This is a genomic window from Brevundimonas sp. KH_058, from assembly GCF_057838505.1.
The window spans coordinates 2,547,204-2,562,342 of sequence record NZ_CM174469.1; the positions used below are offsets into that span (position 1 = coordinate 2,547,204).

Here is a 15,139-nt window from a genome sequence, read left to right on the forward strand (position 1 = left end):
CGCGAGATGCGGTTCGGCGCCGCCTTTAGCGTGCTCCGGCCTTGATGGCGAATTCGGCCGTGGCCTGATCGAACTCCTGTCGCAGGCGCGTCACCAGTTCGGCGGTCGGCAGGACGTCGTGGATCGCGCCCGCGCCCTGACCGGCGGACCAGACGGTCTTCCAGGCCTTGGCCTCGTCGCCCATGTCCAGCTTGTGCTCGGGCAGGTGTTTCGGATCGATCCCGTTGTCGATCAATGACTTGCTCATGAAGTTGGCCGGGATGCCCGACACCGCCGGGGTGTGGACGATGTCGGTCGAGCCGCTGTCGATCACCATCTGCTTGTAGGCAGGCGGGGCCATGGCCTCGGTCGTGTTGATGAAGCGGGTGCCCATATAGGCGAAGTCGGCGCCCAGCATCATCGCGGCCGCCACGTCCTGACCCGTGGACAGGGCGCCCGACAGGATGATGGTCCCCTTGAAGAAGCTGCGAACCTCGTTGACCAGGGCGAAGGGGTTGATGATGCCCGCATGGCCGCCCGCGCCGTTGGCGACCAGGATCAGCCCATCGACGCCCGCCTCGGCCGCCTTTCGCGCATGGCGGATGTTGGCGATGTCGTGGAAGACCTGACCGCCATAGCCGTGAACCGCATCGACCACGTCGCGCACGGCGCCCAGCGAGGTGATGATCAGCGGCACCTTCTCCTCGACCGACACCACCATGTCGGCCATCAGCCGGGGATTGGTCGGGTGGACGATGTGGTTGACGCCGAAGGCGGCGGCGTCAGGCGTCAGCCGGCCCTTGATCTCGTGAATCCAGTCGCGATAGCCCTCGGTCGTGCGCTGGTTCAGCGACGGGAAGGTGCCGATCACCCCCGCATTACAAGCCTCGACCACCAGATCCGGGCCGGACACCAGGAACATGGGCGCCGAAATGATCGGCAGGATCAGACCTTTTTGCAGCGAAGCGGGAATGGCCACGGGCGTCTCCTGGAGTTTTCTTTCGCTACGCTTAGCGGGCTGTCGCCGGGGAAGGCAATCGCGGGGATTTGAGACTTGGGTGCGAAAAACAGAGTCTCAATCGTCTGAAATCCGGGCCGGGTGGAATTGCAGTTGCACGCGGGAATGGAGTGCAATGTGCAAGGAAGTGCAATTGGGCGCGTGGGGGTTGGGCTTCGCGAGTCCGAAGTTTCGCTCTCCTGACTGAAACCGCGCATTGTATGGGCGTTTGCAGGGGCGGTTGGTCGAATGACGCTGGTGGGCGTCAGGGCGTTGAAACGGCGAAAGAAGTTTTCGCGAAGAAGGATGGGTGGCGCCTCTTAATCCTCCCCCGTCGGGGGAGGGGGACCGCGCAGCGGTGGAGGGGGCCGATCGCGCACCTGTCGGTGAATGTGATCCACCACCGCCGCCATCTCGCCTAGCACATCCCGCGCCGTGACCCGAACAACGGTGATTGCGCGCGCATTCAGCCATTCCGTCCGGCATCTATCGTGCTCGACGGCCTCGGGCTGGGCGTGGCTTTCACCATCGACCTCGACCGCCAGCCGCGCCTCTTCGCAATAGAAGTCCAGTATGTAGGGGCCGACGGGGTGCTGGCGACGAAAACGGATACCGTCCAGACGTCGCCCTCGAATCTGCCCCCACAGCAGCACTTCGGGCAGGGTCATTTCGTGGCGCAGTTGGCGGGCGCGGGCGACGGTCGACTTGGGTGCATATGTCATTTGTGTCATCGACCGAGTGCGCGGCCGGCCCCCTCCACCGCTTCGCGGTCCCCCTCCCCCGATGGGGGAGGATTTTCAACTTCGCCGCAAGCGCCTAAATGCCCCGCATGACCCACTACACCGACAACCTCAGCCAGCTCGGCGCCCAGACCGCCGCCCCGACCAGTCCCGAGACGGCCGTGCTGGAGCGGGTGCCGAACCCGCATGCGGACACGCTCTATCTGGCCCGGTTCACGGCGCCCGAGTTCACAAGCCTGTGCCCGGTGACGGGCCAGCCGGACTTCGCCCATATCGTCATCGATTATGCGCCGGGCGAGTGGCTGGTCGAGTCCAAGAGCCTGAAACTGTATCTGACCAGTTTCCGCAACCACGGCGCCTTCCACGAGGACTGCACCGTCGCCATCGGCCGCAAGCTGGCCGACCTGCTGGCGCCCAAATGGCTGCGGATCGGGGGGTACTGGTATCCGCGCGGCGGCATCCCGATCGACGTCTTCTGGCAGACCGGCGCGCCGCCGGAAGGGCTGTGGCTGCCGGATCAGGGCGTGCCGACCTATCGCGGGCGGGGGTAAGGGCTTGCGTCCTTCTCCCGCAAGGGGAGAAGGAATGAAACAGCGCCTTCCCCTCGAAGCCTGGGGCCGACGTCTCCTCACGCGGGCCAAGGCTTGGGCTGATCGATCCCGGCCGCGCCGCTATGCCTACGAGTTTCTGTGGTTCGGGCTGAAGCAGGGGTGGGCGTGTCTGTTTGGCGGGCTGATGCTGGGCTTGATCCTGGCGACCTTCCTGTTCTGGCCGGAGGGGGCGCCGGTGTCGCGCTACGACTTCCTGGCGGTCGGGGCGGTGCTGATCCAGGCGGCGATGCTGGCGTTCCGGCTGGAGAGCTGGGAGGAGGCGCGGGTGATCTTCCTGTTCCATGTGGCGGGGACGATCATGGAGCTGTTCAAGACCGCGCACGGGTCGTGGATCTATCCCGAGGACAGTCTGCTGCGGATCGGGGCCGTGCCGCTGTTCTCGGGCTTTATGTATGCGGCGGTGGGCAGCTATATCGCGCGGGTGCAGCGGATCTTCCATATCCGGGTGCGGGCCTATCCGCCGCTGTGGACGACCTGGGTGCTGGCGGCGGCGATCTATGTGAACTTCTTCGCCCATCATTGGCTGCCGGACGTGCGGATCGCGCTGTTCGCGGCGACGGTGCTGCTGTTCGGGCGGGGGTGGTTCTATTTCACGGCGGACCAACGCAGGCGGTCTATGCCGCTGCTGCTGGGATATGGGCTGGTGGCGACGTTCATCTGGTTCGCCGAGAACCTGGGCACGCTGGGGCGGGCCTGGGTCTATCCGGGGCAGGAGGCGGGGTGGGAGATGGTGTCCCTGGCCAAGCTGGGCAGCTGGTTCCTGCTGATGATCATCTCGGTCGTGCTGGTGTCCATCGTCCACCGGCCGGAGGACGAGATCAGCGGCTCTCCAGCGCCCCGCGCATGATGGCGGACTTGCGGCTCATGCGGGCCTTGATCAGGCGATAGGCGACGGCGACGATCAGGATCGCCAGGGCGATGGCGCCGATCAGCAGGGTGGGGCCGTGGGCCTCGCTGAGGACTTCCATCTTGGCCAGGCCCTGAGCCGCCAGATAGCCGGGCGCCAGCATGGCCAGCACCCAGACGATGCCGGAGGTGACGTTGCCGAACTGGAACGACCGCTGGCGCATCCTGAGCATGCCCAGCGTCAGGGGCACGAAGGCGCGCAAGGGGCCGAAGAAGCGGCCGACGAAGATCGACAGGATGCCGTAGCGACGGCAGTACAGGCGCGTCCAGGCGATGCGACGACGGTGCGGCTTGAACATCGGGCGCTGCAGGAAGCGGAAGCCCAGACGGCGCCCCGCCCAGTAGGAGACGGCGTCGCCGATCACCGCGCCGACGACGCAGCCGACGATGACGTTGACCGGATCCAGCACGCCCGCCGCGATCAGCCCGCCCGCTGCGACCAGCAGGCCGGTGGCGGGCACGAAGGCGCCGATGACGGCCAGCGACTCGACGAACACGACCAGGCCCAGCATGACGCCGGCCCACATATGGTTGCGGGCGATGAAGTCGCCCACGGCTTGCAACAGGGAATCCATACGGAGGCCTTGGGGGAGAAAGGCGGGGTCGGTCGAGGTCTAACCGACGCAGGGCGACCTTATGTCACCGGCTTACGGCAGGCGTGTGACCTTGGCGGCGATGTCGGGGCGGGGGCGCTCCAGAGGCGCCTCGGTCAGGGTTCCGATATGGATGAAGCCGGCGACGGTCTCGCTTTCCGTCAGTCCGAACAGCCGGGTGGCCTGGGCGTCATAGCTGTACCAGTCGGTGATCCAGCTGGAGGAATAGCCGAACCCGGACGCTGCGTGTTCCAGGTTCATGCAGACGGCGCCGGCCGACAGCTGCTGCTCCCAGATCGGCTTGGCGTCGGGGATCGGCGTCGAGACGACCAGGATGGTGAGGGGGGCGGCCGTCAGCTTGGCCAGGACCGCCTGATCCTTGGCCGGTCGGTTGTGCAGTTCGGCCAGCACCGCCAGACGCTCTGCGATCTCGGCGCGCGATTGCGGCCCCATGACCACGAACCGCCAGGGGAACAGCTTGCCGTGATCCGGCGTGCGGGCGCCCAGGGTCAGGATCTGCTCCAGCTCCGCCTCGGACGGGCCGGGCGCGACCAGGGCCTGGGCCGGGGCCGAACGGCGCGTCGCCAGCCGGTCGAGAAAGGCCTGTGACGGAACGGGCAGGGGCAGCGGTTCGTTGAGCGCGGTCATGCCGTCTAGCTAGGTTTTCGCCCCCGGCTTCGCCATAGGTGAATCATGAAGATTTCCGACGAACCGAAATGGGCGAAAGGCTTGTCCAAGCCGCCGGCGTGGCGCAGCGAGGGGACCGAGACCGTGTTCGACAGCCCGTGGCTGGCCCTGACCCGACATCCGGCGACAGCGCCGACGGGGCATGCGGCCGACTATGCCGTGGTGCGGTTCAAGAATGTCGGGACCGGCGTCCTGCCGGTGCATGACGACGGCACGGTGACCTTGGTCGGCCAGCAGCGGTTCGCCCTGGCCAACTACTCCTGGGAAATGCCCGAGGGCGGGGCGCCTTTGGACGAGAATCCGTTCGACGGGGTCCGGCGTGAACTGGGCGAGGAAGCGGGGCTAGAGGCCGAACACTGGCTGCCGGCCCTGACGGTCGAGATGTCCAACTCGGTCACCGACGAGATCGGCAAGACCTGGATCGCCTGGGGCCTGAGCCCTGCGGCGACCGCGCCCGATCCGACCGAGATCATCGCCGTAGTGCGCGTGCCGTTCCTGGATCTGCTGGACGAGATCGGGCGCGGGACGGTGCGTGACAGTCTGACGGTGGCGACGGCCTACAAGGCCTATCATATGGCGATGAACGGCGAACTGCCTCAGCCGCTGGCGCAGGCCATGCTGGGACGCGTATGATGTCGCCGAAGGAGCCGGTCATGGCCAAGCTTGAAGTCGTCGCGGAAACTGGAACCGACAGCGTGTGGCGCCAGCTGCGCGCGTCGGCCGAGGCCGCCTCGCGCGAGGAACCGCAACTGGGCTCGCAGATGAATGCGGTGATCCTGTCGCACGACGACCTGGCCGGCGCGCTCAGCTTCCAGATCGCGCGCAAGCTGGCCGATGGCGAGATGAGCGCCATGTCGGTGCGCGAGGTCTGCCTGTCGGCGTTCAAGGCCGATCCGGCCATGGTCGAGGCGGCGGAAGCGGACCTGCAGGCGGTGGCCGAACGCGACCCGGCGATCCGCAACCTGTTGCAGCCGTTCCTGTATTTCAAAGGCTTCCAGGCGCTTCAGGGCTGGCGCGTGGCGCACTGGCTGTGGGGGCAGGGGCGCGAGACACTGGCCTTCCACTTCCAGAGCCGCATCTCCGAGTTGTTCCAGCTGGACATCCATCCGGGCGCGCAACTGGGCAAGGGGCTGTTCCTCGATCATGGCACCGGCATCGTCATCGGCGAGACGGCGGTGGTCGGCGACGACGTGTCCATGCTGCACGGCGTGACCCTGGGCGGGACGGGCGCGGATCGCGGCGATCGTCACCCCAAGATCGGCAAGGGCGTTCTGCTGGGCGCTGGGGCCAAGGTGCTGGGCAATATCCACGTCGGCGACTACGCCAAGGTCGCCTCCGGCTCGGTGGTGCTGAAGGCTGTGCCGTCCGGCTGCACGGTGGCGGGGGTGCCGGCCCGGCTGGTCAACTGCCCGACCAACTCCGAACCGGCCCGCACCATGGATCATACCCTTGCCGATGTGGTGTACGACTTCGTCATCTGACGGCAACCTCACAGGGCGATCCTGAGCGAGGCGCGCACGCTGCGGGGTGCGCCGGGGAAGATCCACAGGGCGCTGTAGGAGCTGGCGGCGTATCGCTCGTCGAACATGTTGTCGATCTCGATCCGGGCCGTCACCTGGGGCGTCAGGCCGTAGTCCAGCGCGGCCTTGGCCTTCCAGTAGGCCGGCAGGCGCACGGGGTTCAGCGTCAGGGCACCGGCCCGATCGCCGACATAGGCGGCGCCGGCCATCAGCGACCAGGTCGTGCCGTGCGCCGTGTCGAACCGGCCGATGGCGAACAGCGACCCCGAATGTTCGGGCACGTTCAGCACGGCGTCGGTGGCGAAGGCGCTGTCGTCGGCCTTGGCGTCGGTCCAGCTGTAGTTGGCCACCACCTGCCAGGCGTCGTCGATCTTCAGGGCGCCGTCCAGCTCGACCCCGCGCGTCGTCAGCTTGCCGACCGGGGCCAGGAAACTTGCATCAATCGGGTCGGTGGTCAGGATGTTCGACTTCTCGATGTCGAAGACGGTGGCGGCCAGATCCAGCCCGTCCCAGGCGCCGGCCAGGCCGATCTCGTAACCCTTGCCGTCTTCGGGCGCGAAGCCCGAACCGTCGCGACCCGTGCCTGAGTTCAGGACGAAGGACTGGCCGTAACTGGCGTGGGCGGTCAGGTTGTCGGTCAGGCGATAGCGGGCCGCGAACCGGTATTTCAGCGGCGTGTCGCTGGCCTCGCCAATGCCTCCGGTGCGGTTGTTGCGTATGGTCTGATCGTAGTCATCGAACCGCAGCCCGGCCAGCAGGCTGAGGCGGTCGTTCACCTCCCACAGGTCCTGGGCGTAGAGGGTGACGACCTCGCGGGTTTCCAGATTATCGGTGAAGGGCAACGGCGTCGGCGGCGTCACCGCGCCATAGACGGGGTTGAAGACGTTGATCGGATAGGGATTGGCGGCGTTCGGATTGATGCGCAGCCATTTCTCGCCATAGGTCAGCTGATAGGCCTTCACCCCGAAGCCGAGGTTGTGGACGCCGAGCCCTGTCTCGACCACGCCGTTCAGCTCCAGCCGGGCCGACAGATCCTCCACCGTGAAGTCGCGGCCCCGGCGCTGGCGCCACAACTGGTCCCCGACCAGGCGGGACTGGTCGCTGGACAGACCCTTAAGCGAGCCGCGCCGCCAGGCGACGCCGCCGTTCAGGCTCCAGCCGTCGTTGATGCGGTATTCGCCGGTGATCTGGTGCCGCTCGTTGCGGAAGCGGGTCACGCCGTCGCCGGGCTCGCCATAGTAGTTCGATTCCGGCAGAGCCAGGGCGTCGCCGTCGATCGCCGGCATGCCCCGGTCGAACAGGGTGGTGAAGGTCGTGAACTCCCCCACATAGGTCAGGCGCAGGTCTGCATTCGGCCGCCAGGTGAGGGACGGCGCGACCACGGTGCGGTCCAGGCCGACATGATCGCGCCAGCCGCTTGAGGTCTCGCCCGCCACAACCAACCGCCCGGCCAGGGTCTCCGAGATCGGGCCGGTCAGATCCAGTTCGCCGCGCCTCAGGCCGAACGAGCCGACCGTGGCAGTGAAGACGGCGCCGGTCGCGAAGCGCGGCGTCTTGGACACGATGTTGATCCGTCCCGCCGGGTCGATGTCGCCGAACAGGGCGCCGGACGGCCCCTTCAGCACCTCGATCCGCTCGGCCGTCGCCGGGTCGCGCGGCGGGGCCATGCCGCGATTGGCCAGGAAGCCGTCGACGTAATATTCGGCGCCGCCGTCGGGCGTGCCCAGGAAGCCGCGAATGGCGAAATTGTCCATGACGCCGCCGCGATTGTTCTGCTGGCTGACGCCGCTGACCAGCTCCAGGGCGTCGGCCAAACGCGTGGCGCCCACGGCCTTGATCAGGTCGTTTTCGATGGAGCGGCTGGACGGCGACATGGCCTCCGTCACCGGCCCGGCGCCCAGGGTCAGGTCGCGCGGCGCCTGACGTCGGCCCAGGACCACGATCTCGCCCACCGTCTGGGGTTCGGCTGCCGTAACGGGCGCAGGGATGGCGACGGGGGCGTTGGCGGCGACCAGCAGGCACGCGCCGGCGCAGCTCATGAGGAGGGACAAATCAGACTCCGTTTGTAACGTTATACTATATCGGCTATCCGTTCCGACATGACGATGTCAACCATTGCAACGCTTGTTCCCGCCTCCGCCGCTCCGACAGCCGCCCCGATCCGGGCGGTGGGTCGGATCCGATCCATCGACGCCCTGCGCGGGCTGGTAATCCTGCTGATGCTGGTCGATCACGCGCGGGAGTTCTTCTTCATCCACGCCCAGGTCTCGGACCCCATGGATGTGGAGACGACCTCGCCGGCCCTGTTCTTCACGCGGTTGTCGGCCCACCTGTGCGCGCCGGTGTTCGTGGCCCTTACCGGGTTGGGGGCGTGGCTGTATGGGAACAAGCAGACGGGCGGGGCGAACGGGGCCCAAGTCAACGGCGCCAAGGCGGCGTCCGAGTTCCTGCTTAAACGGGGCCTGTTCCTGGTTGCGCTGGAGCTGACGGTGGTCAGCTTCGCCTGGACCTTCTCGTTCACGCCCGAGATCGTCTATCTGCAGGTGATCTGGGTCATCGGCCTGTCGATGATCGCGCTGGCGGCGCTGGTGCATCTGCCGCGTCAGGTCTTGATCGCTGTCGGGCTAGTCATCGTACTGGGGCACAATCTGCTGGATCCGATCACCATTGCGGCCGGTCAGCCCGGCCATGCGCTCTGGGCCGTGCTGCATGATCGCGGCTTCATCGACCTGCCTTGGGGCGCTCAGGCGAGGACTTCGTATCCCTTGCTGCCGTGGATCGGCGTGGCGGCGCTGGGTTACGCCATCGGGCCGTGGTTCGTGGGCGAGCAGAAGACGCGGCTGAAGCGGCTGGTGCTGACGGGCCTGGGCGCGCTTGCCCTGTTCGTCGTGCTGAGGGCGATCAATGTCTATGGCGATGCGCCCTGGGCCGTGCAGGCGACGCCGATCCAGACGGTGATGAGCGTGCTGAACCTGACCAAATATCCGCCGTCGGCCGACTTCCTGCTGCTGACGCTGGGCGTCGGGGCTCTGGTCCTGGCGGGGCTGGAGAAGGCGCCGAATCGGCTGATCGGTCTGCTGGCCGTATTCGGCGGGGCGCCGCTGTTCTTCTATCTGATCCACCTCTACGGGCTGCATCTGCTGAACCTGGCGGCCCTGGCCCTGTTCGGCGCCAACCAGGGCGACGGCTTCGGCGTGCCGGGCGTCGGGTGGCTGTGGTTGCTGGCGGCCGTCGTCGCCGTGCCGTGCTGGTTCGCCTGCCGCTGGTTCGCGGGCGTGAAGCGGCGCAGTTCGCAGTGGTGGATGCGTTATCTCTGAAACGGGAAAATGCGCGTGGCCGGTTTCCCTGAACGGCCGATGTCTCTAGGGTCCGCCGCCAACGTTCAGACCATGAGGCCCCCGTGAAAGACACCGACCTGAAGCGCATCGAGGCCCACCTCAAGCGCACCTTCAACACCGGCGGCATCATCCTGAAGGCCCGCCCCAAGCAGAACGACTCGGCCGAAGTCTATGTCGGCGACGAGTTCATCGGCATCGTCTTCGAGGATGAAGACGAGGAAGGCTCGTTCATGTTCGAAATGGCGATCCTGGCCGAAGACCTGCCGGAATAGGCTTTCGTCCCAAGACGTGATCGCCCGGCCTCGACCGACGCGGGGCGATCACGGCACGACCGGCGGGTGGCGCCTCTAGAGCCAGCCCGCTTCTTTCAGCACAGGGCCATGGGTCCGGCTGACCGGCGCCGTCAGGCCGCCGACGAGGCGTATCTCGCCCGTCCCGCGCCGCCAACGCACCTCTTCCACCGCATCGGCCGCCACCCACCACGAGCGATGGACCCGCCATCCGTGCGCCCGCGCCAGTTCGTCCAGCGCGTCGGCGAACCTCAGGGTGATCAGCTCGGCGCCCGCATCGGTATGGACCCTCAGATAATGGTCGTGCGCCTCGATGGCGATCAGGCGGGCGCCGCGCCGTTTAGCTGACAGCCGCTGCCTGAACGCCGCCTCGGTCTCGGGCAGGGGAGGGACGACGACGGTCCGCGTCTCGACCCGCGCCGGCATCCGGCGCCACACCAGGGCCCTGACCGCCATGGCCGCCAGCATGATGGGCCCGACCTGCCACAGCAGCGGCAGATAGATCGACCAGCGCTGCTCTGCGAACATCAGGTGCTGGGTCACGACGACGAACAGGGTCACCAGCGGCGTGGCGAGCGCCGAGGTCACGGCAACGCGTCTCCACAGGATTGGTAGGCGACGGCCCAGGCTTTCGTCCACGGCGACCGCGATCAGGCCCCCGCCCAGCATGCAGATCGTCCAATAGGTGTAGCGACTCGCGAGGGGCGCATTGTCAGAATCGAAGGGGCCGAGAAACCCGAGCAACAGGCCCATGACGGCGAGCATGACGGCGTCGACGGCCCAGCGCCGCGCGGTCGTCGCCCCGATGATGGTCTTCGTCTTGTGACCCATGCCGTCCCGTTCACGCCCCCACGGCGCCGTTCGCGAAGTCGGGCCTAGCGAGCCGCCGCGTGACCGGCAATGGCGTTTGGCGAGAACTCGCAATCCTGATCGGAAAACCCGTGTCCCAATCCTGCCTTGCCACCGCCCTGGCCCTCATCATGTCCATCGTCGCCTTGCCCGCAATGGCCCAGGCGCCGGGGGCCGACGTCGATGAGCGACCCGATCCGGCCGTGGTCTGTCATGTCGGCGTCTATCGGCTGGATGACGGCAGTTGGGTGGATGTCGCGCCGCTGGCGAACAAGGGCCTGCGGTGGCGTCGGCTGGACGGATCCACGGCCAGGATGATGTTGGACGCCCAGGGGCATTGGGTCAGCACTCTAGGATCCACTACGCGCGTCGAAGGTCCGCAGCCGCAACTGGGATCCTGCGACGAAGGCCGGATGGTCTTCGGGGAACAAAGCGGCCGCCGCCTGACCCAGGACGTGCGCGACACGACATTCGTCGGTCAGGGCGGGACGCATCTGAAGGGGCGGCTGATCCTGCCGCCGGGCGAGGGGCCGGTCCCCATCATGGTCGAGGTGCATGGGTCGGAAGGCGCCAATGCGCTGGACTTCAACGCCTTTCAGCGGTTCGCCCCGGCCTCGGGCGTCGGCGTCTTCGTCTATGCCAAGCGGGGTTCTGGCGGGTCGAAGGGGCGCTATACACAGGACTTCCACGTCCTGGCCGAGGACGCCGCCGCCGCCGTGGTGGAGGCCCGTCGGCTGGCGGGAGATCGGGCGGGCCGGGTGGGCCTGCATGGCGGCAGCCAGGGCGGCTGGGTCGCGCCGCTGGCCGCCAGCCGGACGCCTGTGGACTTCGTCATCGTCGGCTTTGGTTTGGCCTATGGGGCGCTGGCGGAGGACAGCGATCAGGTGATTCTGGACCTCAAGGGCAAGGGCTGGGGCGTCGACGTTCTGGTCCAGGCGCGCGAGATCACCGACGTGACCGGCGCCTTCATCGCCTCGCACGGCGAGGTCGGGTTTGCCGGTCTGGAGGCCGTGCGGGCCAAATATCGCGCCCAACCCTGGTTCGCGGATATCAAGGGCGAGTTCACCGGCTTTCTGCTGACCACGCCGAACGAACAGATCATCGCCATGGCGCCGGTGCTCGACGCGGGAACCTCGTGGGACTACGACCCGCTGCCGGTGCTGAGCGGTCTGGACACGCCGATGCTGTGGATCCAGGCCGAGGACGACCTGGGCGCGCCGCCCGACGCCACGCGCCAGCGGCTGATCGATCTGGCGGGACAGGGCCGGCCGGTCACCCTGCTGGAATACCCCGACACCGACCATGGCATCGTGCGGTTTGAGACGGCGGCGGACGGCAAGCGCACGTCGATCGGCTATGCGCCCGGCTATTATCAGGCCGTGCTGGACTGGGCGAAGACCGGGCGGCTGGATGGCGCCTATGGCGACGGGCGGCTGTTGGCGACGCCTAGCCCGCGTGGGCGATGAAGGTCAGGGTGTGGGTATAGCTGCGGTAGGGCGTCGGGGCGCCGGCGGGTGAGGCCACGCGGTGGCGGACCTGGGTCATGTAGGCCCCCGGTTGGGCGACCTTCAGCGTGACCAGGCCCGAGGCGTCGGTGGTCAGTTCCGCCTCGATCTTCCTGCCGTCATACTGGCCGGCTTCGCGGAAGACGGTGACGGCGGCGTTGGCGACCGGCTGGCCGTCGAACAGCAGGCGGAAGGGCGCATCCTCGCCCGCGACGATGTCGTTGGGCTGGATCAGGGGCTGAAGCTCAAGCCCCTGGCCCGAGGGTTTCAGGGCCGCATCGTCCGGATCGCCACGCACGACATAGACGTCGGCCGTGGTGATGCTCTGGACATCGACCAGTTCGGCGCCGGGCGGGGGCGCCTCGTCCTCCTCGCCGACCATCTTCCAGCCGGACGGAGTTTCGTACATCTTGGCCGCACGGCCCTCGCGCGCGCCGGATGATAGACGATAGAGGCCATCCACCGGCGTCGGCGCCTCGAACACCGCCAGGTCGCGCAGATAGGTCACGGCGGTGATCGGCGTGTCGCCGTTGGGGCCGACGATGTGGAAATGGTCGGAGCGCATGACCACCTCGGCGTTGAACACATCCTCGGTGAAGGCGGCCTCGACCGTCACATGGTCGCGGTTGGTGGCGTCGAAGACATTGGGCCGCAGATAGGGCGAGTGGGCCTGGGCCGCGCCGGCGCTCCAGACCGCGAGCAGGCTGGCCAGCAGGCCGGCGTGGATGGTGGTTCTGGTCATGGCCGCGCTCCGTTCGGTCGTCGCGGTTGTCTATAATATTGCGAAGCGTTTGCAAATAGACCTGTTCGGCGGGCTACTCCTTTTGAGCGATGCTGTCGCGACCGTCGCGGCTGAGGATCAGGCCCGTGACCGCACCGGAGGCGCTGCGCAGGAAGGTCGTCTCGGCCCCCGCTTCGGACGGGCGGAAGACGTCGGCGGATTGCGGGATCAACGCGATGGCGTCCCGGCCTGTCGCCTGGCTCGTCAGCTTGCCGTCCTCTACCGACACGGTGATCGAAGACATCGGCGTCAGGGCGTAGACGCCGGAATAGTCCTGCAGGGTGTCGGGCGCCGGGACGGTGATTCCGCTCGTGTCCGCTTCATCACGGGCGAAGGCCAGAAGGGATGCGCCCAGCAGGTCCGGGGCCGAACCGTTCAGATTGCCCAAGACGACCACCGTCATGCGGCGATCCGGGTCATAGGCCATATAGGTGTTGAAGCCGTCGAGCCCGCCCGAGTGGGCGATGGTCGTCTGACCTTGCGCCTTGGCCACGAAGACGCCGAAAGCATATTGATCGCGCACGGGCGTCGTCAGCAGCGCGAGCGAAGCGGGGCTCAGCAGCCGACCGCCGAACAGCCCCTGTTCCCATTTCAGCAGGTCGTGGGTGGTGGAATAGAGACCGCCGGCGCCCTGCGGAATGCTCATGTCCCAATAGTCGGCATTGACCACTGCCTTGGCCGACGGCGCATAGCCAGAGGCGCGGCGCGGCAAGACGGAGGCATTGCTGTCGTAGCCGCTGTCGCTCATGCCCAGCGGGGTGAAGAGAGCCTCGCTGAGGAATTCTGCGTAGGATTTGCCGCTGGCCTTCTCGATGACGGCGGTCAGCAGGACATAGCCCGAGTTCGAATACTTCCGCCCTTCGCCGGGCTGGAAATCCAGGGGGTGATCGCGGAAGCGCGCGATCAGGCCGTCCACCGTGACGGGCAGGGTCTTCTGTGATTGAAAATCATCGAAGCTGGTGAAGTTCGGGACGCCGGCGGTGTGGGCGAGCAGGCGTCGCACCGTCACCTGGTCCCAAGCAGGCGGCGCGTCCGGCACCCAGGTCTTCACCGGCGCGTCCAGATCGACCAGGCCGCGTTCGTTCAGAATCATGATGGCGACGGCCGTGAACTGCTTGGTGAGCGATCCCAGGCGGAATTTGGTGTCGCCGTCGTTGGGGATCCGCCACTCCCGATTGGCTAGGCCATAGCCCCGATCCAGCAGGATCTCGCCGTCGCGCGCGACCAGAACCGACCCCGAGAATGCGTCCGCGTCAGCGGATGTCTGCACGAGCCGATCCATGCGCGCGGCGTCTTGAGCCTGAACCGGGCCGGCGATGGCGACGAGGGCGATCAGGCTCGCAAGCGCGAAAGGCGCGCCAGAGCGGCTGAGGGGCTTGAACATTCTCGATCTCCACGGCGGGTCCGCCACGCCGTGACAGAAGGAGAGCGCTATCTGCCGCAACGGTCGCCAAGCGTCACCTTAAGGATCGGCAACCTCGGCTTGGCCGCGCCCCAGCCCATAAGATTGCGAGGCGTTTGCGATATTATGGACTTGCGCGACCGAGGGTTGATCGCCCAGGCTAAGCTTTCCAGAAATCACTGTTTGAGGTCTCCATGCCCGTAAAAACCGTCGCCGAGTTCGTCGCCGCCTACAAGGAGAAGGATGTCAGCACCGAAGCCTTCGAACTGGAGAACCAGTATCTGCTGGAAGTGCGTCTAAACGGGTCGGTCTGGGCCAAGTCCGGGGCCATGGTAGCGCGGACGGGGCAGGTGAAGTTCACCCGTCAGGGCCTGATGGAACAGGGCCTCGGCAACCTGCTGAAGAAGGCCGTCAGCGGCGAGGGCATGGTGCTGATGAAGGTGGAGGGTCAGGGGCGCGTCTATCTGGCCGACACCGGCAAGAAGATCACCCTGCTGCGGCTCGATAACGAGACCATCTTCGTCAACGGCAACGATGTTCTTGCGCTGGAAAACGGCGTCAGCAACCAGATCACCATGATGAAGCGCGTCGCGGGCATGATGTCCGGCGGCCTGTTCAATGTGAAGCTGAGCGGCAGCGGGATCGTCGCCATCACCTCCCACTATGATCCGCTGATCCTCAAGGTCAGCGCCGCGACCGGCCCGGTCTTCACCGATCCGAACGCCACCGTGGCCTGGTCGGGCAGCCTGTCGCCCGAGATCGCCACCGACATCTCGTTCAAGACCCTGGTGGGCCGTGGCTCGGGCGAGAGCATCCAGATGAAGTTCGCCGGCGAGGGGTGGGTCGTGGTCCAGCCCTATGAGGAAACCTACATGCAGGCCGCCAGCAACTGACGGCCGCGCGGGCGGGGCGCGTGTCGTCCCGCCTGCAACCATCGCCGA

16 protein-coding genes are annotated in these 15,139 nt (G+C 66.9%); 8 read left to right on the forward strand and 8 right to left on the reverse strand.

What is annotated here, in order from left to right:
- Positions 1-25: 25 nt before the first annotated feature.
- Both AC3ISA_RS12555 and AC3ISA_RS12560 read right to left on the reverse strand, forming a co-directional pair.
- Positions 26-958, reverse strand: coding sequence for an NAD(P)H-dependent flavin oxidoreductase (locus tag AC3ISA_RS12555; protein WP_489178139.1), 933 nt, complete (start codon positions 956-958; stop codon positions 26-28).
- Positions 959-1,296: 338 nt separating this feature from the next.
- A complete protein-coding gene (locus AC3ISA_RS12560; protein WP_489178140.1) occupies positions 1,297-1,698 on the reverse strand; it encodes an endonuclease domain-containing protein in 402 nt (133 codons plus the stop codon).
- Positions 1,699-1,805: 107 nt separating this feature from the next.
- On the opposite strand from AC3ISA_RS12560, the gene queF reads away from it, so the two are divergent.
- Positions 1,806-2,267, forward strand: a complete 462-nt coding sequence (gene queF, locus AC3ISA_RS12565; RefSeq protein ID WP_300139298.1) for a preQ(1) synthase — start codon at positions 1,806-1,808, stop codon at positions 2,265-2,267.
- 34 nt (positions 2,268-2,301) lie between these two features.
- Positions 2,302-3,174 (forward strand): DUF817 domain-containing protein, encoded by an 873-nt coding sequence (locus AC3ISA_RS12570; RefSeq protein ID WP_489178141.1) that lies wholly within the window; start codon positions 2,302-2,304, stop codon positions 3,172-3,174.
- Here AC3ISA_RS12570 and AC3ISA_RS12575 read toward each other — a convergent pair.
- Both AC3ISA_RS12575 and AC3ISA_RS12580 read right to left on the reverse strand, forming a co-directional pair.
- Positions 3,146-3,808: a DedA family protein gene (locus tag AC3ISA_RS12575; RefSeq protein WP_489178142.1), complete on the reverse strand. Its 663-nt coding sequence runs from the start codon at positions 3,806-3,808 to the stop codon at positions 3,146-3,148. The two genes, AC3ISA_RS12570 and AC3ISA_RS12575, sit on opposite strands and share 29 nt — an antisense overlap.
- A 72-nt stretch (positions 3,809-3,880) precedes the next feature.
- Positions 3,881-4,474 (reverse strand): nitroreductase family protein, encoded by a 594-nt coding sequence (locus tag AC3ISA_RS12580; RefSeq protein ID WP_489178143.1) that lies wholly within the window; start codon positions 4,472-4,474, stop codon positions 3,881-3,883.
- Between the two features lie 45 nt (positions 4,475-4,519).
- Here AC3ISA_RS12580 and AC3ISA_RS12585 point away from each other — a divergent pair, with 45 nt between their 5' ends.
- On the forward strand, positions 4,520-5,146 hold the full coding sequence (locus tag AC3ISA_RS12585; RefSeq protein ID WP_489178144.1) for an NUDIX domain-containing protein: 627 nt from the start codon (positions 4,520-4,522) through the stop codon (positions 5,144-5,146).
- 20 nt (positions 5,147-5,166) lie between these two features.
- The gene (gene cysE / locus AC3ISA_RS12590; RefSeq protein ID WP_489178145.1) at positions 5,167-5,994 is read left to right on the forward strand and encodes a serine O-acetyltransferase; all 828 of its coding nucleotides are present in this window, start codon (positions 5,167-5,169) and stop codon (positions 5,992-5,994) included.
- Between the two features lie 8 nt (positions 5,995-6,002).
- On the opposite strand, the gene AC3ISA_RS12595 is transcribed toward cysE, so the two are convergent.
- Complete coding sequence (locus tag AC3ISA_RS12595) at positions 6,003-8,084, reverse strand: TonB-dependent siderophore receptor (protein WP_489178146.1); 2,082 nt, start codon at positions 8,082-8,084, stop codon at positions 6,003-6,005.
- Between the two features lie 48 nt (positions 8,085-8,132).
- Between AC3ISA_RS12595 and AC3ISA_RS12600 the strand changes: the two genes are divergently transcribed.
- Entirely contained in the window at positions 8,133-9,350 is a 1,218-nt protein-coding gene (locus AC3ISA_RS12600; RefSeq protein WP_489178147.1) for an acetyltransferase domain-containing protein, read from the forward strand.
- A gap of 83 nt (positions 9,351-9,433) precedes the next feature.
- Positions 9,434-9,643 (forward strand): DUF3126 family protein, encoded by a 210-nt coding sequence (locus AC3ISA_RS12605; RefSeq protein WP_135195287.1) that lies wholly within the window; start codon positions 9,434-9,436, stop codon positions 9,641-9,643.
- A gap of 75 nt (positions 9,644-9,718) precedes the next feature.
- Here AC3ISA_RS12605 and AC3ISA_RS12610 read toward each other — a convergent pair whose 3' ends face one another.
- Positions 9,719-10,492, reverse strand: a complete 774-nt coding sequence (locus AC3ISA_RS12610; RefSeq protein ID WP_489178148.1) for a LytTR family DNA-binding domain-containing protein — start codon at positions 10,490-10,492, stop codon at positions 9,719-9,721.
- 110 nt (positions 10,493-10,602) lie between these two features.
- Between AC3ISA_RS12610 and AC3ISA_RS12615 the strand changes: the two genes are divergently transcribed.
- Entirely contained in the window at positions 10,603-11,976 is a 1,374-nt protein-coding gene (locus tag AC3ISA_RS12615) for an alpha/beta hydrolase family protein (protein WP_489178149.1), read from the forward strand.
- Here AC3ISA_RS12615 and AC3ISA_RS12620 read toward each other — a convergent pair.
- Complete coding sequence (locus tag AC3ISA_RS12620; RefSeq protein ID WP_489178150.1) at positions 11,957-12,757, reverse strand: DUF4198 domain-containing protein; 801 nt, start codon at positions 12,755-12,757, stop codon at positions 11,957-11,959. The genes AC3ISA_RS12615 and AC3ISA_RS12620 overlap by 20 nt on opposite strands.
- Positions 12,758-12,830: 73 nt before the next feature.
- Positions 12,831-14,180 carry a serine hydrolase gene (locus AC3ISA_RS12625; protein WP_489178151.1) on the reverse strand — a complete coding sequence of 450 codons (1,350 nt, stop codon included), beginning with the start codon at positions 14,178-14,180 and terminating at the stop codon, positions 12,831-12,833.
- A gap of 212 nt (positions 14,181-14,392) precedes the next feature.
- On the opposite strand from AC3ISA_RS12625, the gene AC3ISA_RS12630 reads away from it, so the two are divergent.
- Positions 14,393-15,091: an AIM24 family protein gene (locus tag AC3ISA_RS12630; protein WP_425984403.1), complete on the forward strand. Its 699-nt coding sequence runs from the start codon at positions 14,393-14,395 to the stop codon at positions 15,089-15,091.
- Positions 15,092-15,139 lie beyond the last annotated feature (48 nt).